Consider the following 23,750-nt stretch of genomic DNA (forward strand, 5'->3'; position numbering starts at 1 on the left):
TTGGATTATTTTACTATTGTTATTTTAAAACCCATTCTTATTCAAGTCCACTCATTTATTCTAAAGGTTGACTTCAAACCAATTTCCAGTTTATATTGGTTGCATATTCCTCAATCAAAGGAGAGATTTTTAATGTCGGTGAATGTTCTTAACTAACCAAGTTTCATATTCAGGAGTTTGGCCTTTCATTTCACTTGTGCCCATATGGCATACGTGTATTTCATGATGCGCCAGATCCCTGTACTTAGTTAAGAACAGCGGATATCATAAATCGCCTCCGGGATTGTCATTGTCCGGGTCTATTTCCGCGCTGAGTTCAGCGCGGATTTTTTAATATAGACCTGTAGTGGACTCTGCTTTCCCATATGTTTAGGGCGGAGAATGACGTTTGTTCATTCTCCGCCCTTTTTGCGTTTTCCAGGAATATGTTTCAGCGCGTCAACTGAAAATCCCAATTCGAATTCAAGGAGAGATTACGCATGAATGAGAACACATTAAACAGTCTGGGTTATCCACAAATTCAAAAAAATGTTGCAGACTGCGCCCTGTCTTATCTGGGTAAACGTTATGCGAGAGAACTAAAACCGATGGTAGATGCTCACCTGATTCAGCTGCGCCTGGAAGAAACAGCAGAAGCGGCTGCGTTGATTCGCTTCGGAGCCAGTATCCCCCTCCCTTCACTGGACGGCATGGAAACCATTATGGATCTGCTAGGCACCGGTTATCTATTCAGTGAACGTGATTTCAGTCATCTCGCTCAGTTCCTGCGGAGTTGTGCACAGCTCATGAAGTACATGGAGGGTAAATCTGCGGCCGCTCCCACCGTCAGTCGTTATGCAGCATCCATGATTCTGATCGAACCTTTGCTGATTGAAATCGAGCGCTGCATCCATAGTGGACGCATTCAGGATCAGGCGAGCAAGGAACTGATTCGTATTCGTAAAAAAATGACCGTGAATGAGGAGCGTATGAAACGAAAGCTTGATTCTCTGGTGAGCAAACATCGCTCCATTATGCAGGAGCATGTCATCAGTCAGCGCGGAGGAAGGACAGTCCTGCCCATTAAGAAAGAGTTCCGTAAACAGGTGAAAGGCAGTGTGCTGGATGAATCCGGGAGCGGGCAAACCGTATATATCGAACCTGTTGAGTTAGTAAGTTTACAGATGGAATTGGCCGTTCTACAAGCGGAGGAGTCCCGAGAGGAGATGAGAATTCTCGGTGATTTAACCTCTCTGGCCGAATCGTATAACCGTGAAATTGCCCTGAACACCGAAACGGTTGGTGTATTGGACTTCCTGTTTGCCAAAGCCAAATATGCAGCCACCATGGACGGACGTACCGTTCAAGTCAATACGCAGGGCCACATCAGCCTTCGACGTGCACGTCATCCGTTCATGCGTTCTTCCATGGTTCCCCTTGATTTTGCCATTGGCAGGACGTATTCGTCGCTCATTATTACTGGCCCGAATACCGGGGGGAAAACGGTCGCACTCAAAACACTTGGTTTACTAACCCTGATGATGCAATCCGGTTTGCTTATTCCGGTAGAGGAAGGTGGCGAGATGGCTGTTTATACCGAGGTAGCGGTTGATATTGGTGACGGGCAGAGTTTGGAACAAGCGCTCAGTACATTCTCCGCACATATTCGCAATATGATTGGCATCCTGGAACAGGCCAATACATCAACTCTGGTGCTCATTGATGAGATGGCTTCCGGCACAGATCCCGGTGAAGGCGTCGGACTGTCCATTGCCATGCTGGAGGAATTGCACAGCCGCGGAGCAACCGTTGTGGCGACAACCCATTTTGGGGAAATCAAACATTTTGCAGCGGCCACGCCAGGATTCGAAAATGCCCGTATGGAATTTGACACCGTCTCTCTCCAGCCGTTGTATCGATTGCGTATCGGAGAAGCTGGTGAGAGCTATGCTTATTCCATCGCATTGAAGCTGGGCATGCCACAGCGAATTATCGAACGATCCAAATTCCTGTCAGATCATAGTATTTCGAGAGATCGATCATTCGTGTTTACGTCACCTACTTTGGCAACTCCAGCCCTAACGCCTGAGCGTTCCGTTACAGCAGCAGACGACCCGGCAGAGTTATCCAAACGGAATCAGATGAAGAAGCAGTCAAAAGATTCAATAGGTCTCCACAAAAAGACAACAACCAGAGAGTCGAATTCTCCTGCTCCTGCCAAAATGTTTCGCAAAGGAGATCGGGTGTATGCGGCCTATCTTAATCAGTCAGGCATCGTCTGTGATGTGGAGGATAGCCGTGGAAATATCGGGGTCATGCTGCGAGGACGCAAAGTCAAAATCCATAAGAAACGCCTGACCCTGCATATATCTGCCAATGAGCTTTATCCGGGTGACGATTATGATCTGGACATTGTGCTGGAGACAAAAGAAAACCGCAAGAAACGCAAATTGATGGGACGTAAACATGTGGAAGGCCTGCAGATCGAACTACCGCCTGAAGAATGAATCACCTTGGAGAAGCAGATCTGGTGGTAAACTGGAAGTCATATATACACAGTGAATTCCATGATCACCGGCGCATTTCTGTTATACTGGGACCAGTATGTTTAACTTCAGCTTGTAGCTATTTCACAGGGAGGGAAGAACCCCATGTCTGCAGAACAAGACGATCAAGAGCACGTTCCTATCGATGTTCTTGTCTGCCCGTTATGCGGCGAAGCTAATCGCTGTTCTTACGCCGCAGGACATCCTCATTCGGAATGCTGGTGTAACCGAGCTACTTTTCCCGAAGGTGTATTCGACCGCATTCCGGCAGAGAAGCGTCGAAAATCGTGCATATGTCAACGCTGTTTGAATGAATATGCCGATAAACATCAACCAAAAGAAGAGCCGCACAGTTAACAACTGTATGGCTCTTCTTTATTATGTCTCACTCTATACTGTTAGCTGGCTACCACTGCTCTTACATTTGGTTATATTGAGCAACAGCCTGCTCAAGCACCGGATGATGCTCATCCATGGATGTATAATGGTGAAGTGCAGCTGTAATTCCCTTCTGGCGAATCATGTCCTGAAGTTCAACTGCTTCCGGATCATCGGATACATCGAACTTGCAGGCTGCTGCCATACCCATAGTCAGATAGGTCGTTTCAGATCCATCCGCATAGGCCTGAAGGGCCGGGCGAACCAGACGATCATTTGGAGACAATTTGCGCAGAGGGGAACGACCAACACGAGTAACCTCATCGGTGAGATACGGGTTGACAAACCGTCCCAATATTTTGCCAATATACTGCTCATGCTCTTCCGGGTTGAATCCAAAACGCTTCACCAGAACTTTCCCCGTTTCCTGCAGAGCACCGTAGACAATCGATTTCACCTTTTCGTCGGCAATAGCCTTCTGAATCGTGTCATACCCGTGTACATTACCGATATACGCTGCAACGCAGTGTCCTGTATTCACAGTAAACAGCTTCCGTTCGATATACGGCTCCAGATCATCGACATATAGAATGCCCTCAACCGGTTTGAATGCAGGAGCCATCTGGGAACGATCCACTACCCACTCGTAAAAAGGCTCCACCTGTACGTGCAACGGATCTTCATGATGCTGAATAGGCACTATCCGGTCTACGGCTGAATCTGGAAAATAAACGTATTGATCCGCAAGGGAACGTACCTTTTCATCAAGCAGAGCATATACATGCTCTTTCAATTGTGTACTGGCTCCAATGGCGTTCTCGCAAGCGATGATGTGAAGAGGGTTTTGTGCAGGACCGGAATTCAGTCTTTTCTCAAGTCCCTTCGCAATACCTGGTGCAATATGTTTCAGCACGCCCACGCCCACCGCAGTTGTAATCAGATCCGCTTCCACAACGGTTTGGGCAACCGTCTCCAGTTGGGTTCCATCAATTGCATTTACGCCTGTCACGGTCTCCTGATCCTTGCTCTCGTTAGCCAGTTCCACCGTATACTGCCCCCGTTGCTGAAGAGCGGTTACCAATTCCTGATTAACGTCGGAGAAAACCACCTCATAACCCGCACGGGAGAGGATCAATCCAATAAAACCGCGTCCAATGTTACCTGCGCCAAAGTGTAGGGCCTTCATAGCTCCATTTCACTTTCCAGAATAGCGATTACTTCTTCGGCTGTTTTGGCCAGACGCAGGGCCTCCATATTCTCATCTTCAGCACAGATCACCGCGATGCTAGTCAAGATCTCCATATGCTCCCCGCCTTGAGCCGCGATACCAATGACCATATAAGCCTTTTCTTCGCCAAAATCAACACCCTCTGGATACTGAATGACAGAGATACCTGTGGATAAAATGAAAGCTTTGGATTCCTTCGTACCGTGCGGAATAGCGAGGCCGTTCCCTACATAGGTCGAGACAATCTCTTCACGCTCAATCATCTTTTCAATGTAATCCGCGGTAATATGTCCCGCATCCTTCAGAATCTGTCCTGCCATGCGAATCGCTTCGTATTTGTCCTGAGCCGTCGCATTCATGATGACTTTATCTGTTGTTAACATACTCATAATGGTTAACCTCCAATTTCGGTTTTACTGCGATAAAATCCAACGAGTTCCTGGGACAGGTAATGAATGAGTTCATCCCTGATTCCCTTTTCCAGCAATGTAATCATTTCTTCCTGTAATAACAGGGCGCTGATCTCACTGAGAACCTCCAGGCTTTCCTTGGATAGTTCTCTGGGACCAAGCATCAAGAGGATATGGGTAACTCCTGCCGGATCATCCGGCGTACGAAGGAGTGGCTCAGTGAGTTGAAACAAGCTAATGGACGGCCTGTAAATTCCCTCACTGCGTGTATGAAACAGCGCAAGTCCTGTACCCGGAATCTTCTGACTCCCCACTGCTTCACGTGCCTCCAACCGTTTTGCGATCTCCCCCGGTTCCTTCAGCACACCAGTTCCATGGAGTACGTTGCACATCGCATACACCGTTTTATAGAACCCGATGTCCTGGTTATCCAGCGGATACACCTGAAACTTGCCAATAATGCGGACGATTTCAACTAAAATCGCTTCCATTCCATCAGGGTCCGAGTAACGACTAGTGGTCTGAACCTCTGCTTCACGGGGTTTATTATGCTGTCGTTGTAACGTTGTTGTTCGGATAAAATGACGCAGATGTTCGCTCTCTTCTGCCGTAAGCAGGGGGCTCACTTTGTAATACTGATGCTCATCCATCGGCAGATCGACAGTGGATAACACCAGATCATATTGATCGGTAGGAATCCGGGCAGCTTCATACCAGGACACACTATCCATGATTCGAATCTCGGGAATCTCCTTGGATAATCGGCTGGAAAGCATACGTGATGATCCAATTCCGCTTGTGCACACGATGATGGCCCTGATCTCCCGTTTCAATGCACGTAACCTCTCGATGGAAGCCCCAAAATGCATGACCAGGAAACCAATCTCCTCATCCGGAACGTCTGTGCCTGGCCAAGCTTGCCCCACAGATTTTTTGACATCTTCAAAAAGTGAATCATAATCCTTGCGAATCTGCTGCAAAAGCGGATTACGTATCACCTGTTGTCCTTCAATTCGCTCCATTACAGGTTGCATATGACCAAGCAGACCTTCACGAAGCAAACGATCCTCATGAAAGGCGTAATGCGTCCTCGCCTGCATCTGATCAATCAGTGAATGTACCCTGTCCAGTAAAATCAAGTCGTCGATTGGCAACAGCCGTGAAGAGTGAATCCGCTGTTCTGTCTCAACTAAAAGTCTGTGAAAATAAACTTGCTCATCTTGGGAGAATGTCAGTCCCAGCTGGGTGGATAACACACCACACAAGCGGGAAGCCATATAAGATGGAACCTTCATCTCATCCCGCTCTGCAACTTCATCTCCCGTGTTCTCTCGTGGAGACATACGGCCAATGCCAAAGCCTTTACGAATACGTACAACTGCTACGGATAATTGAATCAGCAGCTTCATGTATTGGCGTTCAGGGATGTTCTCCAGCCATTCGATATCTGGTTGCCATAACGCATTTTCGACCGTAAGCACATCACCGTGTCCAATCATATCCAGCAATTTTTGGTTTACGATGGAGCCCCCTTGTTCAGGCTGTCTTCCGAACAGGTCCGACTCATCCAGAAATTCGAGAGCAAGTGCAGCTATGGCTGTGCGATAAATCGTCTCACTTCCGTTAATCTTGACGCCATATCCGCGTCTGCGAACCAGCTTTAGTCCCGCCTGACGAATTCGTGACTCCAGATCGTCCAGATCCGTGGTTACGGTGGATACGGTCACTTTCAGATCCGAAGCCAGGGCGAGCAACTTTACAGGCTCCGGTTCATCCAGCAGGATGCAAAGCATGAAGAGCTTACGCTCTTCTGGCGTAAACTCTACATATTCTTTACCCTCTAGTTGCTGGCGCAGTACAGCCAGATCATCGGAACCGGCATCGATTCGGATACCGGTTCCTGATTTTTTTTCCAGCTTCATGCCCAAAGGTTCAAGCCATTGTTCAATCATTTGCAGCTCCCGGTGAACCGTTCGGGTACTGACCTTTACTTCAACGGCGATTTCGCCGGCAGTGACTTCATGTGGATGCTCCAGCAGAAACTCCACGATCTCACGTTGTCTTTTGGTAATACTCATATCTCAGCCTCCGGCTCAGGGAAAACGAATGCGTGCAATTACTTTAGACGTTCAACGAGCGCATCGTATTCCGGGCTTTTTAGGAAGTTGTCGATGGATATATGTTCTGCGTTCGGCGCAACGGAGCGGGCACGATCCGTTAATATTTGTTGTGTGATGACAACATCTGCATCCGGCGGGATATCACTGATGGCCGTATTGGTCACCGTAACGTCAATCCCCTCTGCCTTCATCTTCTTGCGAAGAATGGAAGCGCCCATCGCACTCGACCCCATTCCTGCATCACAGGAGAAGACAATCTTCTTCACATCTGTTTTCACTGTAGAAGAAGCCATATATGAAGCTCCGTCTGCTTCACGTTGATTGGCCGTAATGCCTGCGTTTGGCACGGTTCCTTGACTCTTCATGTCTTTCATCCGACTGGATGCAGACTCCAGATCTTCGTCCTTATGTTTACCCGTTTTCAGCAACACTGCTGCAACCAGGAAAGAAACGACGGCTGCTACAAGCACCCCTGCAAGCATTGGCAGGTATCCACCTTTTGGTGTTAAGAGGAAATACGCGATAATACTACCCGGTGATGGTGCCGAAACAAGTCCTGCTCCCGTGAGCATGAATGTTAATGTACCTGCGACGCCACCCGCGATTGCGGCAAGGATCAGAATCGGTCTCATCAGAATGTAAGGGAAGTAGATCTCATGAATTCCCCCGAAGAAATGAATGATAACAGCACCCGGTGCAGAAGATTTGGCCATTCCGCGTCCGAAGAAACAGTAAGCAAGCAAGATACCAAGTCCCGGACCCGGGTTGGATTCAAGCATGTATAATACGGATTGCCCTAATTCTCTCGCTTGATCTGTTGCAATTGGTGTAAGAATCCCGTGGTTGATTGCATTGTTCAGGAACAATACTTTACCTGGTTCAATGATTAGGTTGACCAGTGGTAACAATCCCAGATTCATTAAGCCTTGTACCCCGGCAGACAAAACTTTGCTAATCGCTTCTACAGCAGGCCCGATGCCCAGTAGAGCAAAGATCCCCAAGATCCCGCCAATAATACCGGCTGAAAAGTTATTAACCAGCATTTCGAATCCGGCTTTAACTTTACCTTCGATCGATTTATCGAACTTTTTGATGATCCATGCTGCCAGTGGTCCGGCAATCATGGCACCGAGGAACATCGGAATATCACTACCCACGATGACCCCGATGGTCATAATGGCACCCACGACACCACCACGCTGACCATGCACCATCGTACCCCCGGTGTAACCAATTAACAGTGGCAGCAAATATTTGATCATCGGATCAACTAACTGTGCTAGTGTCTCGTTAGGGAACCAGCCTGTTGGAATGAACATCGCCGTAATTAATCCCCAGGCGATGAATGCACCCATATTCGGCATGACCATACCGCTCAGGAATCGGCCAAAACGCTGCACACCTACCCGTAGCCCACCTTTGGAATTGGACGATTGGTCCAAATTACTCATTTTATTATCCTCCTTGGATCAAGTGATTATGATTTATGAAAGGGGTATCATTTCTCCCCTGCTGTAATCCTAAGCGAGTTTGCTCTCCTGTTCAATGAAATGAAAGCGTACTTTCGTCATGAACAATGATGACAACATTAGGTTATGTAATCGTTTTAATTGATGCATAATGGCTGAACCCGTTGGTACACAAGGCTTTTCTTGCCTATGACTTTTATCATTTCCAGAATCATTTTCCAACCTATAGCTTGGTCCATTCAGGGGATTTACATCCTCAATCTGCTGAAATCCACATTGAAAATCATTCTTGGAAAACACAAAAAACCTGTGCAAGCACAAGGCTCACACAGGTCGAAACAATATAAAGTTCATTTCAATTTATTATAAAATGTATGTTATTAAGTACAAGTTCGTTGATCCTATTCCTCCGTATGTTTACGATACGCGTCTGCGTTCATCAAAGTAGACAATGCTGCTGCCAGATCTCCCTCAACACGAATCTCAATCATCCAGCCTTCCTCGTAAGGAGAGCTGTTCACAAGTTCAGGGGAGTCCTGCAACGAATCATTGACTGCAATAATTGAACCTGTGACGGGTGAGAACAAGTCCGAAACCGTTTTGACCGATTCGATCGTTCCAATGCTATCTTCTGCTTTTACATTGGTCTCAAGGTCAGGCAATTCCACAAACACAATGTCACCCAGCTGATGCTGCGCGAACTCGGTAATGCCAATACGTACAGTATCCTCCCCTACGGTTTGCACCCATTCGTGCTCTTCACTGTACAGGAAATCACTTCTCAATTCGCTCATCGATATCCGCCTCGCTTTTCATTAAATGAGTGCATGCGTTCTTTGACCTTAACCTTTTTCCCAGAACATAGCGTATGATATTTTTGAATCAAATGTCAAGATACCTCACAATTTATTTGCTAATCGCCTTCTCAAACCGTAACCTGAATACACTCTTTCTACATATACTGGTGGATATTAGAATAGTAAGCGCAGTCTTTTTAAATACACGAACAATAAAATCGAAACCAAACTAAATATTCGGTTTTCAATAATAATCTATGACATCGTTCTTGACATCGGAAGTGGATTCACGTTTTAATGAGAGGAGTAAATGTGTTTATTGGACTATGTTATACTCGCGGATGAATGTAAAGGGAGAGATTACCCGTGACACCCGATTCGGGCTGTACATGAGGTAACGCCGAAGGAGTAAACCACCGATAAGCGGGGGTGAATCTCTCAGGCAAAAGGACTTTTACGGGACGCAACTCTGGAGAGCATCATATCGCCCTGTGCGGGCGATATGATCACCCAAGGGGAAACCTGCTGCACAAGGCGGCGGGGTAACTCTCAGGTACAAGGGACAGAGCCTTAGAATACAGCGTGCTACTTGGCATGCCGATTCTTTGGCCTGTCCTTTTCCTTTTTCCCAAAAAACGAAAAACAGGATTCAGATCGGCGCTGTCATAGCTGCCTTACCATACTTATCTACGAAAAATCTCTGCTGAAAAATTTAAAAATACTTTGGTTCATTTGATCCACGATTGTATATCCGGCCGGTTGACGGCCCATGACGAGGTGATTTGATGTCCGATTTGCTTAGAACACCACTCTTCCCACTGTATCAGCAATACGAAGGCGTACGGTGCATTGATTTTGGAGGCTGGGAGCTTCCGGTGCAATTCAGCGGAATCCAGAAAGAACATGAAGCGGTACGTGAGCGTGCTGGACTGTTTGATGTATCCCATATGGGCGAATTCACAGTACAGGGTGAGCAGGCTGAAGTTTTTTTGCAACAAATGATGACTAATGATGTGACCACGCTCGTTCCGGGTCAAGCCCAGTATACTCTGATGTGTTACCCCGATGGGGGTGTAGTGGATGATTTGCTTGTGTATAAGCTGGAAGATCAGCAGTATATGCTCGTCGTTAACGCCTCCAACATCGATAAGGATTGGGCATGGCTGCAAGAGCACTTGATCCCTGACGTGAACATGACCAACGATTCGGAGCAGACGGCGCTGCTCGCCCTGCAAGGCCCACTGGCTGCAGATATTATCGAAAAAGTTACAGATACGGATGTATCGGCTATTGAACCGTTTCGTTTTGTGCAGAATGCCGAAGTATGTGGAGTGAAATTGCTATTGTCCCGTACCGGTTATACCGGTGAAGATGGCTTTGAACTATATGTACCAGCAGATCAGGCCGCTGCCGTATGGAATGGATTAATGCAAGCCGGTGAAAGTCACGGACTGGTGCCAACCGGACTTGGTGCCAGGGATACACTGCGCTTTGAAGCAAGGCTCCCCTTGTATGGACAGGAATTGTCGGCAACCATCTCTCCGCTTGAAGCTGGCGTTGGCATGTTTGTGAAGCTGAATGCCGGACCTTTTATCGGACACGAAGCCTTATTACAGCAAAAAACTGACGGGCCCGCCCGCAAATTGGTCGGCATCGAAGTGCTGGAGCGAGGTATCCCCCGCCCCCACTATCCGATTTACGCCGAAGGCGTAAAGATTGGTGAAGTGACTACAGGAACACAATCACCTACATTGAAGCGTAATCTGGGGCTTGCCCTCATCGACAGCAAATATGCTGCGCTGGGAACACCTCTTGAGATTGAGATCCGCGGCAAGAAATTAAAAGCCGAGGTCGTGAAGACCCCTTTTCATAAACGGACACGTACGGCAAAGACACCCACTCAAGGAGCTGATCAAGCATGAGCAAGCACCGTTACATTCCCATGACTGAGCAAGATCAGAGCGCCATGCTCGCAACCATCGGTGTGGATACACTGGAGGATCTGTTTCAGGACATTCCGCAGGAGATTCGTTATCAGGGCGAGCTGCCCGTATCCTCCAAACTTGATGAATATGCGCTGACACGTCATATGTCCAAACAAGCTGGCGCCAACGCCAATTTCGAAACACACGCCAGCTTCCTCGGCGCAGGCATATACGATCATCATGTTCCTTCCGTCATCAATCATGTCATTTCCCGTTCCGAGTTCTACACTGCCTACACACCTTATCAGCCTGAGATCAGCCAAGGTGAACTACAGGCCATTTTCGAATTTCAATCCTACATCTGTGAATTAACCGGTATGGCTGTAGCCAATGCCAGTATGTATGACGGCGCAACTGCCTTTGCAGAAGCAGGTAATCTGGCCGCAGCAGCAACTCGTCGCAAACAGCTCATCGTATCCCGTACCGTTCACCCGGAAGCCCGTCAGGTATTGCAGGCGTATGCGCACGGACTCCGTCTGGAGATTGTCGAGATTGATTATAAGGATGGCGTCACTGACTGGGATGCCCTGCAAGCCGCCATATCGGACGATACTGCTGCTGTCATGATCCAGAGCCCGAACTTCTTCGGTGCTGTGGAAAATGTAAAGCAAGCCGCTGACCTCGTGCATGCGCACAAAGGCCTGCTCGTCGTAAGTGCTAATCCGCTATCGCTGGGTCTGCTGGAAGCTCCAGGCAAGCTGGGTGCCGACATCGTAGTAGGTGATGCGCAGCCCCTCGGCATCGCCGCTTCACTCGGCGGCCCGACATGCGGATATTTTGCCGTATCCCAGCCTCATATGCGCCGAATTCCTGGCCGAATTGTAGGCCAGACCACCGATCGCAACGGCAAGCGCGGTTTTGTACTGACACTGCAAGCACGTGAACAGCACATACGCCGCGAAAAGGCGACATCCAATATCTGTTCCAATCAGGCTTTGCTTGCACTCAGCGCATCTGTGTATATGTCCATCATGGGTAAACAAGGCATGATGGATGTCGCGGATCTGAATCTGCAAAAGAGCCATTACACGTTGAATACATTAACTGCGATTTCTGGTGTTAGCCTGACGTTTAATGCACCAACATTTAATGAATTTGTGATCAAGCTTCCTGAAGGAACTGACATGGATGCACTCCAGGTGAAACTGCTGGATGCAGGCTTTATTGGAGGTTATGAACTCGGACGTGATTATCCGGAGCTTGCCGGACATATGCTGATTGCTGTTACCGAACGACGCAGTAAGGAAGAGATTGACGAATTCGCACGAGCATTGGAGGGATCGCTGTGACTCAGGAAACAACGACAACGACAACATCGGTATTAGGACAATCGGAAACAGGTACCTCTGTCTCCACTTCGGTTCAACCTGAGACGGATACAACATTCAGTGCACAGACCCTATCTCCTGCTCCGGAACAATCATTGATTTTTGAACTCAGCAGCCCTGGACGTATCGCTTATTCCCTGCCAGAATGTGACGTTCCTCGTCAGGCTGCCGATACGTTGATTCCCCGGGAAATGCTCCGTTCGGAAGCAGCAGCTCTGCCGGAAGTATTCGAGGTAGATGTTATCAGGCACTATACCGCGCTGTCCCGCCGCAACTTCGGCGTAGATAACGGATTCTACCCACTAGGCTCTTGTACAATGAAATACAATCCAAAGATTAATGAGGATGTTGCACGTTATAATGGCTTCGCCAAAATCCATCCGTACCAACATGAATCCAGCATTCAAGGTGCACTTGAACTGTTATATACGTTGCAAAAAGACCTTGCAGGGCTGACAGGCATGGACGCTGTGACCCTGCAACCGGCCGCTGGTGCTCATGGTGAATGGACTGGACTCATGATGATTCGTGCCTACCACGAAGGTCGTGGTGAACAACGGACCAAAGTTATCGTACCCGATTCTTCTCACGGTACCAATCCGGCAAGTGCAACCGTTGCAGGATTTGAAACGGTGACGATTCCATCCCGCGCAGATGGACTGGTTGATCTGGACGCACTCCGTGCAGCCGTTGGTACAGATACAGCCGCATTGATGTTAACGAACCCGAATACACTGGGTTTGTTCGAGAAAGACATTCAGAAGATTGCATCCATCGTACATCAGGCGGGTGGCTTGCTCTATTACGATGGAGCGAACTCCAATGCCATTATGGGCATTACCCGTCCGGGTGATATGGGCTTTGACGTGGTGCATCTGAACTTGCACAAAACGATGAGTACACCTCATGGCGGTGGCGGACCAGGTGCCGGCCCCGTTGGTGTGAAGAGCCGTCTGATTCCATTCCTGCCTAAACCGATGGTAATCAAGAATGAGGATGGTGTGTATTCACTGGACCGTGAAGGAGACCAATCCATTGGCCGGGTCAAAGCGTACTACGGCAACTTCGGTATTCTGGTACGTGCCTATGCCTACATTCGCACCTATGGACCAGAAGGCTTGCGCCGTGTGTCTGAGTGTGCGGTATTAAATGCCAACTATATGATGGCCCGTCTCGCACCTCACTACGAGATTCCGTATCCAGGTGTATGCAAACACGAATTCGTCATGTCTGGTCGGGGATTGAAGCAGTATGGTGTGCGTACACTGGATGTTGCCAAACGATTACTTGATTTTGGATATCACCCACCTACAGTGTACTTCCCGCTCAACGTGGAGGAATGTATCATGATCGAGCCGACGGAAACCGAAAGCAAAGAAACGCTGGATGGGTTTATTGATACAATGATACGGATTGCCAAAGAGGCACAAGAGACACCGGAATTGGTGCTCAACGCACCTTACGGAACACCTGTCACTCGTCTTGATGAGACAACCGCCGCCCGCAAACCTGTACTGAACTGCGCTTGCAGTTAATTAATTCATTGTTATCACAAAAGCTCTTGCTGATATTTCAATCAGCAAGAGCTTTTTGTTGTTCCCTTTCCTCTGAATCATAATGTCCTGTTCATAACAAAAAAAGCCGATACCCACAATGAATCGCGGATACCGGCAAAATCGCTGCATCAATGCAGCTCATTATCGGAAAAAGAAAAACCTCAAATCCGGAGGAAACCCCGGCAAAATTACGCTTGAATGCTTTGAACCAATTCAACAACTTGTTCAGCCGTCTGCATATCCAGAGCTTTAGCAGCGAGTTCCTGCATATCCGCACGGGACAGCTTGGTGATCTGACTACGAGCTGGCAGAATAGAGGTTGCGCTCATGCTGAACTCATCCAATCCAAGACCGAGCAGCAATGGAATTGCTGTTTCGTCTCCTGCCATCTCACCACACATGCCAACCCATTTGCCTTCACGATGCGCTGCATCGATAACCATTTTAACCAAACGCAAAATGGCCGGGTTGTAAGGTTGGTACAGATACGATACACGTTCGTTCATACGGTCAGCAGCCATTGTGTATTGAATCAGATCGTTCGTTCCGATACTGAAGAAATCCACTTCTTTGGCAAATTGATCCGCCAGAACTGCAGTCGAAGGAATTTCGACCATGATTCCGAGTTGAATGCTGTCAGAAACAGCAATACCTTCAGCAACCAGCTTTTCTTTCTCTTCGAGCAAGACAGCTTTTGCTTCACGGAATTCACCGAGTGTAGCGATCATTGGGAACATGACACGCAGGTTTCCATGTACGCTTGCACGCAGCAAAGCACGCAATTGTGTACGGAAGATATCCAGACGGTCCAGACACAGACGAACTGCACGGAAGCCGAGGAATGGATTCATTTCTTTTGGCAGATCCAGATATGGAAGCTCTTTGTCTCCACCGATGTCGAGTGTACGAACAACGACAGGTTTGCCTTCCATTTTTTCCAGTACCGCTTTGTAAGCATTATACTGAATGTCTTCGGAAGGAAGCTTGTCTCTGCCCATGTACAAGAACTCTGTACGGTACAGGCCTACAGCCTCGCCGCCGTTTTCCAGAACACCCGTTACATCATTAGGTGTACCGATGTTGGCTGCAAGTTCAACATGAACGTTGTCCACCGTTACCGTTGGCTCATCACGAAGTTTTCTCCACTCTGCACGTTGTGCATCATACTGTTCCTGTTTGGCACGGTATTCAGCAATAACTTCATCCGTAGGGTTAACCAGTACGTGACCATCCAGACCGTCAACAATAATCATATCGCCTTGTTTCGCTTGAGCCAAGATGTCCTTGGTTCCAACAACAGCCGGAATTTCAAGAGAGCGAGCCATAATCGCCGAGTGAGAAGTACGTCCACCAATGTTAGTTGCAAAACCTTTAACAAACTGGCGATTCAATTGAGCCGTGTCGGAAGGCGTCAGATCCTCCGCAAGCACGATCACTTCTTCATTGATCTCAGCCGGACTCATGAAGTCGATACCAAGCAAGTGATTTAGCACACGTTTGGTAACGTCACGCATATCTGCTGCGCGTTCCTGCAGGTATGCACTCTTCATGTTCTCAAACATGGAGATAAATTGCGATGCCGTTTCGTTCAAAGCAAATTCTGCATTGATCATGTCATCTGCAATTCTAGCTTTAACCGGATCAATCAGTTCCGGGTCATTCAGAATGAGCAAATGCGAAGCAAAAATCTCAGCTTTTTTCTCGCCAAGCTCTTGTAAAGTACGCTCTTTGATCGCCTCAAGCTCAGCCTGGGATTTACCCAGAGCTGAGTCGAGTTTTGCGATCTCTGCGTCAACGTCGTTAATTTGGCGTTTTTCTACAGAGTAGTCAGGATGCTCCAAGATAAACGCCTTGGCGATAGCAATACCCGCCGAAGCCGCGATCCCGGAGACATTAAGCATTAATTTCGCCCAACCCTTCGTTAACCATAACGTCAGTCAAAGCTTGAAGAGCTTCAGCTTCGCCTTCACCTTCAACGATGATGCTGATGGTGTCGCCTTGTTCCAATCCGAGGGAAAGAACACCCAGGATGGATTTCAAAGTTACTTTTTTACCGTTAGCTTCTGCAAAGGATTCTGCACCTTTGAATTTGTTTGCTGTATTAACCAAGGCTGTCGCCGGACGTGCGTGGATACCATCTTCGTCTGTAATTCTGAATGTTTGTTGCATTACAATCATCTCACTTTCAGTAGTTTGGTTTAGGCATTGCATATTTTTACACTTGCTTGCCATCGTCGTAACACTTCTTATTTTATCTCAATGATTGGCTGTTCGCCAACTTTCAGCACTCCACTCTTCTTCAGAGTTACCGTGGAGCCTTCTGGCAGGTTGGTGAAAATAACTGGTGAAATGATTGAAGGAGCGTTTGCTTTGACATACTCCAGATCCACTTCCATAATCGGCTGACCTGCCGATACCAGATCACCTTCCTGTACCAGTACGTTAAAGCCTTGACCTTTCAACTTCACCGTATTAACACCTATATGAACAAGCACTTCCTTGCCACCGTCGGACATGATGCCCACGGCATGTTTGCTTGGAAATACATTAAACACTTTACCATACACAGGAGAAGTTATTGTACCATCATGTGGCAAAATTGCGAATCCATCACCTGTCATTTTCTCAGCAAAGACTGGATCAGGTACGTTTGTAATGTCCAGCAATTCACCATTGACTGGCATGACGATATCCTCAGCAACGATGCGTTCGCCTTGCTCACCTTCTGCCTTCTCCTCTTCGGGAGTTGGTTTGGCAGCTGCTGGCGTTGGTGCTGGTGTTCGTCCTGCAATAATATCCTGCATTTGAGATTTGATTGTGTCGGAGCGTGTTCCAAAGATGGCTTGAACATTATTACCCACTTCAAGCACACCAGATGCACCCAATTGTTTCAAACGATCTTTTTTCACATTGGATTTCTCATTGACTTCAATCCGCAAACGAGTAATACAAGCGTCCAGATGTTTGATATTTTCCTTACCACCAAACGCTTCGAGAATGTTATGCGGCAGCTCATCCGTTGAGCCGGAGCCTCCGCCAGATTCAGTCTCAGGTGTTGCCTCTTCACGTCCTGGTGTTTTGAGATTGAATTTGCGAATGATAAACCGGAAACCGAAGTAATAGATTACCGCTAGAATCAATCCGACAATAATAACGTCCCACCATGGTGTACGGTTCGGAATAATCCCGAAGATCAGGAAGTCAATGAACCCACCGGAGAAGGTCATACCGATCTTGACACCAAGAATTTGCATAGTCATGAAAGACAAACCTGCAAAGATACAGTGCACTGCAAACAGGACTGGCGCTACAAACAGGAACGAGAATTCAAGTGGTTCTGTGATCCCTGTCAGGAACGAGGTCAGCGCAGCTGAACCCATGATACCTGCAACATACTTTTTGTGTTCCGGTCTTGCTTCATGGTACATCGCAAGAGCGGCCGCTGGCAAACCAAACATCATGAACGGGAATTTACCGACTTGGAATGTTCCCGCTGTGAGGTTAACACCATCACGCAATTGATTGAAGAAGATTTGCTGGTCACCACGAATGACATCTCCAGCTTTGTTCACATACTCACCGAATTCAAACCAGAATGGAGAGTAGAAAATGTGGTGAAGACCAAACGGAATTAATGACCGTTCCACGACACCGAAGATAAATGCCGACAACGTCGGGCTTGTATCTACCATGAAGTGAGACACAGCATTCAATCCATTTTGAATCGGTGGCCAGATAATCACCAGAATTAACCCCAGCAAGAGGGAAACAACCGAAGTGACAATCGGAACAAAACGTTTACCTGCAAAGAAACCGAGGTAAGACGGCAGTTCGATTTTGAAAAATCGATTGTAACACAGCGCGGCGGCAATACCTATGATGATACCTCCGAACACGCCTGTACTTAATGTTGGGATACCCAGGATGCTGGCATAACCCGGTACTTCACCGATCATTGCCGGAGTAACACCTACCGCGGTACCCAGAGTAACGTTCATGACCAGATAACCGATGATGGCTGCAAGTCCCGCAACCCCTTCGCCACCAGCCAAACCGACGGCTACACCGACGGCAAACAGCAATGCCAGATTATCAAATACGATCTGACCTGCGTTCATCATGATTGTTGCGATCGAGTTCACCCAAGGGGTATCGAGTGCCGTAACATATTGCAAGAAATCCGGATTGACCAGCATGTTACCGATACCAAGCAGCAAACCTGCAGCTGGCAGGATGGCTACAGGCAACATAAGTGCCTTACCTACTCTCTGCAATACACCAAAAAGCTTTTTAAACATCGCTTCGTTTTCACCCTTCCGTTTAAAGTTGTATGTTGTTATGCAAGCAAGGGAACACAAAAAAGGCATGAATTAATAAAGTAAACTGTGCCAACCTTGGGGTATAGCATACCCTTAATAAGGTAAGAACAATCACACTCTAAATAACTCATGCCTGATCGAGTCAGTAACACGTCGCTTATGTTTATTCAGTTGCTTGATTACGGAAACCATTGTAGCACCAGTTCTAATCCTTTGCAAGCCTTTACACCAAAAAAATAAATTTCCCATCCCATCAGTGGAATGATTTCACTTGTTCTCTTCTTCTGTCCGTTGATGCAGCCTCTGCAGATGAATGGTCAGATAACCTACCTCCGCAGGATAAACAGGCAGATTTAGTCTTTTCTCCATCACTTTGGTCAGTTTCCATGCAAGCGAGTACATTTCGGGATACTCTAACTTGAGCAGCGAATCCAATTTATGAAGTTCTTCAACTTTGTCCCCCCGGCGAACACGCTCAAGGGCGAAACGAAGATGAGTCAGCAAACGAGAGTAATCCAGCGATTCCGTTTCAAACGAATAATCGAGTTGGTCGGACACCAGGTTCACCAGATCAGTGATCAATTGTGAGTGTTCACGTACCTGGGATATATTTTGATTGGTCATTGCACTATAGATATGGAGCGCAACAAAACCAATCTCGTCCATCCCCAGATCTACGCCCATTCTCTCTTTGATCAAACGAACAGCGTAATCCGCCATTCGATATTCTTCAGGATAAATCTCGCGGGTTTCATATAAAAATGGATTTTGTATGACAATGCCCTGCTCCTTGCGTTTTAACGCGAAAGAAATATGATCGGTTAAGGCAATATGGATATGTTCATTCAGAGGAACGTCCGTACGCTCTGCAATATACGTAATAACTTCGTTAATAATCTCGATCAGTGCTTCATCCACCTGTGGAAGAAGCTGTTTGTACTGCTCTTGCTCCTGCTGGTTTTTCAAAATGAACATTTTCTCCACAGCCATCAATGGAATGTGATCACTCGGCTTTCGGTTAAAGCCAATGCCTTTACCAATAACAACGACTTCCCCGTGTTCAGGATGCTGTGCAATGATTACATTGTTATTTAGCGCTTTATCTACATGCAGGCTGCTCATTGTTTGCACCTCTTTTTTCACACCATCTTAGATGCGATTAAATCACACCCTGTTACGAACGAAAAGACACCCGGAGCGGGCAAACCGCGCCGGACGTCTCGCTTAAAAAGTAACAAAAATTCGTCTTAAGGTCAATAGAGCAACCATGCAAGATTCGAAGTGCTTCTTATTCATCAACTCCAGCTCTTTCCACAATCTTGTCGATTATAGAAGGAGTTGTAACAGCCTCGCTCTGTTGAATGGCAACTGGCGCAGGTGTTTTCGACTTGGTAAGTCCTTTAATCAGCTGCTCTACATCGATGCCGGATACACTTTTGAGCATCTCTGGAGCCGTCGCCATAAGTTCGGTAACATAGTTACTCACTCGCGCCGCCCCTTCACCTTTACCTGTATCTACCACCGTCAGTTTATCAATGGATGCAATTGGCTCTGCAATTTTACCAGCCAGTTCAGGCAGCATTTTGACAATGATATCGAGTACAGCTGCTTCGCCAAACTTCTGGAATGCCTCAGCCAGTTTTTCCTTCGCTTCTGCTTCTGCAAGACCACGCAAACGAATAACTTCTGCATCCGCTGTACCTTTGGCAAGTTCCGCATCCGCCATGGCCTGACCTTCAAGTCGCTTCTGTTCAGCTGTTGCTTTGGCATGAGTTTCGATGGAGTACTGAACAGCATCAGCTTCACGCATTCTTTTCGCTTTATCCGCTTCTGCAGCCTGCTCCACCGCATAACGATCCGCTTCCGCCTTTTTCTTCACTTCGGCATCATATTGCTTCTCACGAACGACGATTTCTTTTTCCTGGAGATCGATCTCACGTTCCTTACGAACGAGTTCAACCTTCATTTCTTCTTCCACAACGGTCTGTCTGGCACGTGCTTCATGGATATGGTACGCCTGATCGGCTTCAGCTTTGGCTGTATCCTGATCCCGCTTAAACGTGGCTACTTTCAGTTCCTTCTCTTTGGCTGCCTCGGCGATATTGGTATCCCGCAGCAACTCTGCTTTTTGACCCTGTTCTTCCGCATTGGCCTTCTGAATGCGTGCATCACGCATCGCTTCCGCTTCAGCTATCTCGGCATCCCGCTTCACAGCAGCAATTCTCGGTTTACCGAGAGCATCCAGATAGCCCTGTTTGTCACGAACATCCTTGATGGTAAATGAGACAATTTGCAGTCCCATCTTCTTCAGATCTCTAGCTGCTACGCCTTGAACCTCTTGCGCAAATCGATCCCGGTTCCGATATACTTCTTCCACCGTCATTGTACCGAGGATAGCCCGCAAATGCCCCTCCAGTACCTCCTGTGCTTCGCTTCTCAGCGCTTCTACAGGTTTACCTATGAATTGCTCAGCTGCCGTAGCAACGTCCTCTACAGCGCCTCCAACCTTGATAATCGCGACACCGTCAGCAATAACCGGAACACCCTGCTCCGTATACACTTCAGGTGTGGAAACATCCAGCTTATGGGATAACAAGGAGATAAACTCGGATTGCTGAAATACCGGCAGGATAAATGCACCGCCACCACGAACAATTTTAATTTTCCGGCCAGAATCATCATCGGAGATATTTTTACTACCCAGGAATGATCCCGTAACGATCATCGCTTCATCCGGTCCAACCGTTTTGTATCTCGCCCAGAAAGCCAGACCTAAAATCAGAATCACACCAACAACAATGGCAGGTATCAACAACACATCCCAATCTAAATTCATTCCACGTCTCTCCCTTTATTCATTCATTCATGATGAGTGCTTAAGCTACTTAAGTGATAAAATACGTTATAAATCTTTAAGTACATTTTCATCCCATTCCGACACACGCAGTACGCCATCTACAACATCCACTACAACTACACGGGCTCCCGCCGCAATGGGGAGGTGTTCAAAACTGGATGCTGTCTGAATCGTACTACCGGAAGCAAAACGAATCATCACTTCGCCAAAACCTTTTTCCGGCACCGGAATGGTGATCTCCCCAATTTTCCCAGATAACTCTTTCATTGAAAATGCAATCGAAACATCGCTGTTACGCATCGGTTTGATATATGCGAAGAATACCAGCATGGCCGCAGCAATACCTATAAGCAGGGATAATATTAGACCCGACATCGCACTTAATGAACTATAACGTGTCAGCATAATGCCTGCCCCACCGAAGGTTGTAATGGAACCAGCTAGCACAACGGGTTTGAAAAAATCAAGACCTGGCATTTCGAAGGCTCCGTCCAGCAAGCCGTCAATCAAGTCACCCAGCACAAGGCTGACAACCGCAAATATTGCTCCTCCGATCAGACACCCCCAATAAATTGTCTCCATCCCCCTGTTCCTCCTCTCCTCTGCCGCAAATTCATCCTAACTGAGCATTTCACATGTAAATAAATACGTAGCTAACATCAAAATGTTTCAAAATCTTTCCTCAAATGTATTCTGGAGCCGATAATGGGTATTATCACGACATTCCGCTCTCCTTGCTTCATGTTCCTCCATTATTCACGTGTACAGCCCGAATACATGAAAAAGCCGCAAGCCCCCATGAAGGAGACTTGCGGCTATTAGACAACAGATGTGTTCGTTCACTTGTCAGTGATTATAGAATTACAGAGAAGCCTTGTAGATGGATACAACATCTTCCCGTTGCAGTTTCTTGAAATTACCGAATGGACCAAACAGCATCGCTTTGTCTGCCATTACGTCGATCTGGCTATCATCGATATCGTAATCAGCCAAACGGTTAGGGGCACCAATGGATGTCCAGAATTTGCTGAGCGCATCGATACCTTCTTCGGCAATTTGTCTGTCCGACTTGCCTTCAGGATTCACTTCGAATACGTTAATTGCCAGACGTTTGAATCGGTCCACATTGACATCCAGGTTATGCTTCATCCAGTGTGGGAACAAGATTGCCAGTCCGCCACCATGTGGAATATCATACACTGCGGATACCGCGTGTTCGATATTATGTGTTGCCCAGTCTCCTGCGAGACCCATATTCAGCACACCATTCAGTGCCATTGTTCCGCAATACAGAATCGTTTCACGCAGTTCATAGTTCTCCAGATCTTCAACCAGACGTGGTGCTGCTTCCATGACGGTACGCAGAATCGTCTCACAGAAACCGAGTTGAACCGGTGTGTTGGCATCCAGATGGAAGTAATGCTCCAATACGTGGGACATCATATCCACCATACCATACACCGTTTGGTCCAGTGGAACAGTATATGTATTCACCGGATCCAGGATGGAGAAAGCAGGGAATGAATATGCGCTACCCCAGCCCAACTTTTCTTGTGTATCCTGATTTGTAATAACCGAACCGGAGTTCATCTCCGAACCGGTTGCTGCCATCGTCAATACGGTACCGAGTGGAAGAGCGTCCTGTGCAACAGCTTTGCGCTGAGCAAAATCCCACATATCGCCATCATACTTGGCACCTACAGCAATGGCTTTGGAGCAGTCCAGTACACTACCGCCACCTACAGCGAGGATCAGGTCGATGTTATTTTTTTTACAGAGGTCTACCCCTTTATGCACCGTAGAAAGACGCGGGTTAGGTTCCACACCAGCCAGTTCAGTCACTTCCGCTCCAGCTTCCTTAAGCAAACCGATCACTTGATCATACAGCCCACTGCGTTTGATACTGCCGCCACCATATACAAGCAGAACCCGTTTACCGTATTTCGGCACTTCTGTTTTCAATGATTCCAGTTGTCCTTTGCCGAAAATCAGCCGGGTTGGATTATAGAATAGGAAAGATCTCATATCTATTGTCGCCTCCAATGGAGTTTAGAATTTTTAGTGCAACTCCAATTATAGTACCCTGTTTATAGAAAAACAAATCGATAGTCGCTCACTTTATAACAACCCGTTAATCTCCAAATGGGCTCGAAACATCTCACTCGTTGAAGGCAAATCCTCAGCATCCACCCATGTTTCCGAGGCCCATAATCCAGCCTGTTTGAATGCCCGCGGACAATGGATAAAACACTCTTCCACATCTACAATGACAGCCGCACCTATGGTTTTACCACTCCAGCCCATACTGGCGATGAATTCCTCATCTTTGGTAATGGATGCTGTGCCATTAATACGCAGCACTTCGTTCATACCCGGAATCAAAAAGAGCATACCAATGCCAGGGTTAGACAAAATGTTCAACAAGGAGTCTATTCGCCGATTGCCTGGGCGTTCGGGATAGACGAGTCGGTATGTATCATACACTTTTACGAATCCCGCTCCATCCCCCCGAGGTGACACATCACTTTTTCCATCATGATCGGAGGTGGAGAGGAAAAATAACGGTGACATGGATAAAAAGTTCTGAACATGTGAATCCACAAATGAGATTGCCTTGTTACGCACATGTTCATGTGGTTCACCCACCATGCCTTGCAGTTCCTCAGCATCTGTAATCAACGGAATATCCAATGGTTGCTTTTCCAAGTTATTAACCCCATTTCCTCAATTCATTGTGGTACTCTAGGACTTCTCTCCATTATAACTGGCTCGGAAGTT

The 23,750-nt window shown here is 47.3% G+C and carries 18 protein-coding genes and 2 riboswitches; of the genes, 5 read left to right on the forward strand and 13 right to left on the reverse strand.

The window, feature by feature from the left end; translation table 11 throughout:
* Positions 1 to 479: 479 nt before the first annotated feature.
* Together ABTV53_RS21530 and ABTV53_RS21535 are read left to right on the forward strand one after the other, a co-directional pair.
* Positions 480 to 2,486 carry an endonuclease MutS2 gene (locus ABTV53_RS21530; RefSeq protein WP_433746298.1) on the forward strand — a complete coding sequence of 669 codons (2,007 nt, stop codon included), beginning with the start codon at positions 480 to 482 and terminating at the stop codon, positions 2,484 to 2,486.
* A 144-nt stretch (positions 2,487 to 2,630) separates the two neighbouring features.
* Complete coding sequence (locus tag ABTV53_RS21535; RefSeq protein WP_433746301.1) at positions 2,631 to 2,882, forward strand: cysteine-rich CWC family protein; 252 nt, start codon at positions 2,631 to 2,633, stop codon at positions 2,880 to 2,882.
* Between the two features lie 61 nt (positions 2,883 to 2,943).
* On the opposite strand, the gene ABTV53_RS21540 is transcribed toward ABTV53_RS21535, so the two are convergent.
* The 5 genes from ABTV53_RS21540 to gcvH form a co-directional block, all read right to left on the reverse strand.
* Positions 2,944 to 4,089 carry a mannitol-1-phosphate 5-dehydrogenase gene (locus tag ABTV53_RS21540; protein WP_433746303.1) on the reverse strand — a complete coding sequence of 382 codons (1,146 nt, stop codon included), beginning with the start codon at positions 4,087 to 4,089 and terminating at the stop codon, positions 2,944 to 2,946.
* A complete protein-coding gene (locus ABTV53_RS21545; RefSeq protein WP_433746305.1) occupies positions 4,086 to 4,520 on the reverse strand; it encodes a PTS sugar transporter subunit IIA in 435 nt (144 codons plus the stop codon). Before ABTV53_RS21545 ends, ABTV53_RS21540 begins: the two co-directional genes overlap by 4 nt.
* A gap of 5 nt (positions 4,521 to 4,525) precedes the next feature.
* Positions 4,526 to 6,619, reverse strand: coding sequence for a BglG family transcription antiterminator (locus ABTV53_RS21550; RefSeq protein WP_433746308.1), 2,094 nt, complete (start codon positions 6,617 to 6,619; stop codon positions 4,526 to 4,528).
* Between the two features lie 38 nt (positions 6,620 to 6,657).
* Positions 6,658 to 8,112 (reverse strand): PTS mannitol transporter subunit IICB, encoded by a 1,455-nt coding sequence (locus ABTV53_RS21555; RefSeq protein ID WP_433746311.1) that lies wholly within the window; start codon positions 8,110 to 8,112, stop codon positions 6,658 to 6,660.
* Positions 8,113 to 8,531: 419 nt separating this feature from the next.
* Positions 8,532 to 8,924, reverse strand: a complete 393-nt coding sequence (gene gcvH / locus ABTV53_RS21560; protein WP_421892083.1) for a glycine cleavage system protein GcvH — start codon at positions 8,922 to 8,924, stop codon at positions 8,532 to 8,534.
* Between the two features lie 344 nt (positions 8,925 to 9,268).
* Positions 9,269 to 9,391, forward strand: a riboswitch (glycine riboswitch).
* A 3-nt stretch (positions 9,392 to 9,394) separates the two neighbouring features.
* Positions 9,395 to 9,495: riboswitch (glycine riboswitch) on the forward strand.
* 217 nt (positions 9,496 to 9,712) lie between these two features.
* Between gcvH and gcvT the strand changes: the two genes are divergently transcribed.
* The 3 genes from gcvT (at position 9,713) to gcvPB (ending at position 13,775) form a co-directional block, all read left to right on the forward strand.
* Positions 9,713 to 10,849: a glycine cleavage system aminomethyltransferase GcvT gene (gcvT, locus tag ABTV53_RS21565; protein WP_433746314.1), complete on the forward strand. Its 1,137-nt coding sequence runs from the start codon at positions 9,713 to 9,715 to the stop codon at positions 10,847 to 10,849.
* Entirely contained in the window at positions 10,846 to 12,201 is a 1,356-nt protein-coding gene (gcvPA, locus tag ABTV53_RS21570; RefSeq protein ID WP_433746316.1) for an aminomethyl-transferring glycine dehydrogenase subunit GcvPA, read from the forward strand. Before gcvT ends, gcvPA begins: the two co-directional genes overlap by 4 nt.
* Before the next feature lie 134 nt (positions 12,202 to 12,335).
* Positions 12,336 to 13,775 carry an aminomethyl-transferring glycine dehydrogenase subunit GcvPB gene (gene gcvPB / locus ABTV53_RS21575; RefSeq protein ID WP_433754315.1) on the forward strand — a complete coding sequence of 480 codons (1,440 nt, stop codon included), beginning with the start codon at positions 12,336 to 12,338 and terminating at the stop codon, positions 13,773 to 13,775.
* Positions 13,776 to 13,984: 209 nt separating this feature from the next.
* Here the strand turns inward: gcvPB and ptsP are convergent, their stop codons facing one another.
* From ptsP to ABTV53_RS21615, 8 genes are all read right to left on the reverse strand, one after another.
* Positions 13,985 to 15,697: a phosphoenolpyruvate--protein phosphotransferase gene (gene ptsP / locus ABTV53_RS21580; RefSeq protein WP_433746319.1), complete on the reverse strand. Its 1,713-nt coding sequence runs from the start codon at positions 15,695 to 15,697 to the stop codon at positions 13,985 to 13,987.
* Complete coding sequence (locus tag ABTV53_RS21585; protein WP_036617010.1) at positions 15,690 to 15,965, reverse strand: HPr family phosphocarrier protein; 276 nt, start codon at positions 15,963 to 15,965, stop codon at positions 15,690 to 15,692. The genes ptsP and ABTV53_RS21585 overlap by 8 nt, the downstream gene beginning before the upstream one ends.
* Positions 15,966 to 16,042: 77 nt before the next feature.
* Positions 16,043 to 18,094 carry a glucose-specific PTS transporter subunit IIBC gene (ptsG, locus tag ABTV53_RS21590; RefSeq protein ID WP_433746321.1) on the reverse strand — a complete coding sequence of 684 codons (2,052 nt, stop codon included), beginning with the start codon at positions 18,092 to 18,094 and terminating at the stop codon, positions 16,043 to 16,045.
* A 288-nt stretch (positions 18,095 to 18,382) separates the two neighbouring features.
* Positions 18,383 to 19,237: a glucose PTS transporter transcription antiterminator GlcT gene (glcT, locus tag ABTV53_RS21595; protein ID WP_433746324.1), complete on the reverse strand. Its 855-nt coding sequence runs from the start codon at positions 19,235 to 19,237 to the stop codon at positions 18,383 to 18,385.
* 166 nt (positions 19,238 to 19,403) lie between these two features.
* Positions 19,404 to 20,951 (reverse strand): flotillin family protein, encoded by a 1,548-nt coding sequence (locus ABTV53_RS21600; protein WP_433746326.1) that lies wholly within the window; start codon positions 20,949 to 20,951, stop codon positions 19,404 to 19,406.
* 66 nt (positions 20,952 to 21,017) lie between these two features.
* Positions 21,018 to 21,554 carry a hypothetical protein gene (locus ABTV53_RS21605; RefSeq protein ID WP_017686844.1) on the reverse strand — a complete coding sequence of 179 codons (537 nt, stop codon included), beginning with the start codon at positions 21,552 to 21,554 and terminating at the stop codon, positions 21,018 to 21,020.
* A gap of 279 nt (positions 21,555 to 21,833) precedes the next feature.
* Positions 21,834 to 22,997, reverse strand: coding sequence for an iron-containing alcohol dehydrogenase (locus ABTV53_RS21610; RefSeq protein ID WP_433746329.1), 1,164 nt, complete (start codon positions 22,995 to 22,997; stop codon positions 21,834 to 21,836).
* 93 nt (positions 22,998 to 23,090) lie between these two features.
* Complete coding sequence (locus ABTV53_RS21615; protein ID WP_433746331.1) at positions 23,091 to 23,678, reverse strand: MSMEG_1061 family FMN-dependent PPOX-type flavoprotein; 588 nt, start codon at positions 23,676 to 23,678, stop codon at positions 23,091 to 23,093.
* Positions 23,679 to 23,750 lie beyond the last annotated feature (72 nt).

The organism is Paenibacillus amylolyticus (genome assembly GCF_050990605.1).
In the GTDB taxonomy this organism is placed as follows: Bacteria; Bacillota; Bacilli; order Paenibacillales; family Paenibacillaceae; genus Paenibacillus; species Paenibacillus amylolyticus_H.